Origin of the sequence: Parasphingomonas zepuensis, assembly GCF_036663735.1 — a bacterium.
Lineage (GTDB): Bacteria > Pseudomonadota > Alphaproteobacteria > Sphingomonadales > Sphingomonadaceae > Sphingomonas.
In genome coordinates this window covers 1-1,303 of the sequence record NZ_JAXOJO010000043.1, presented here as the reverse complement: position 1 = coordinate 1,303, position 1,303 = coordinate 1, and the positions used below count along the sequence as shown (strand labels likewise).

Below are 1,303 nucleotides of genomic sequence, written 5' to 3'. Positions count from 1 at the left end.
CCTCCTGCAGAGTACGGAGTCGCCTGGCAGGTGCTCCACGGCAGGAGGATGACCGATGACGATTTATGCAGGATTGGATGTTTCTGACAAGACGACGCATGTTTGCGTTGTGGGCGGTGACGGTGGGATTGCGTGGCGGGGTGTTTGCGCGACCGATCCGGAGGTGATCGCCCGGACGCTTGGTCGGCATGCCCGGGGGCTTGTTCGGGTCGTGCTGGAGACGGGTCCGTTGTCGGCCTTTCTCTATCACGGTCTGATCGAGCGGGGTGTGCCGGTCACCTGCATCTGCGCCCGGCACGCCAAGGGCGTGTTGTCGACGCGGGTTAACAAGAGTGACCCGCATGATGCCGAAGGCCTGGCGCAGCTGGCCCGCACGGGCTGGTTCAAGGCAGTCCGGATCAAGCAGGAGGCGACGCATATCGACCGGGCGCAGCTCAAGATCCGCGAGCAGTTGACCAGATCGCACCGGTCGATGGCGAACCAGTTGCGCGGCCTGCTCAAGCTGTTCGGCTTGCGGCTGGGCGCGGTGACCACGCCGGGCAAGCGGGCCGAGCGGCTCGCCGCGCTGTTTGCGCAAAAGCCCGAACTCAGGCCCGTGATGATACCGCTGATCGAGAGCCTGGAAGCGCTCGAGGTCCAGATCAGGCGCTCGACCAGGCTGCTCGCGGCCAGCGCCGCGGCCGATCCCGTCACCGCGCGCCTGATGACGGTACCCGGGATCGGCCCGATCACCGCGCTCACCTTCAAAAGCAGCATCGAGGATCCTGACCGGTTCGACCGGGGCGAGGATGTCGGCGCCTTCGCCGGGCTCGTCCCAAGGCGCAGCCAGTCAGGCGAGCGCGACTATAAGGGCCATATCTCGAAGGCTGGCGATCCGATGCTGCGCTCTGCGCTGTATGAAGCGGCCAATGTGCTGCTCGTCCGGGTCAAGCGTCCCTCGGCGTTGCAGACATGGGGCAAGGCGCTGGCCGAAACCAGAGGGGCCAAGCGCGCCCGCGTCGCCGTCGCCCGCAAGCTCGCCATCCTGCTCCACCGCCTTTGGCAGTCGGACACCGAGTTCTGCTGGAACTGACCCCGGCAGAACCACGACCGAAGGCCAAAACCGGACGATCCCGCTTATAGTGTCGCGGCCCAGACCGCGTTGGGGACATCAGGGACGTCCACCTACCTCGCCTGACCGCGATCATGCGGCATGGTCTCAATGCCGCCAAGGCCGACCATGACCACGAAGACAACCATAGACCAAGGTCAGAATATTAGGAATATCAACAGCATGACGAAATCAATTAGACAACACTATACT

Annotated in this window: 1 protein-coding gene; it reads left to right on the top strand. The window is 64.2% G+C overall.

Going from position 1 to position 1,303, the window contains the following annotated elements; all coding sequences use genetic code 11:
* Positions 1-55: 55 nt before the first annotated feature.
* Positions 56-1,072 (top strand): IS110 family RNA-guided transposase, encoded by a 1,017-nt coding sequence (locus U1769_RS25060; protein ID WP_332720878.1) that lies wholly within the window; start codon positions 56-58, stop codon positions 1,070-1,072.
* The last annotated feature ends 231 nt before the right edge of the window (positions 1,073-1,303 follow it).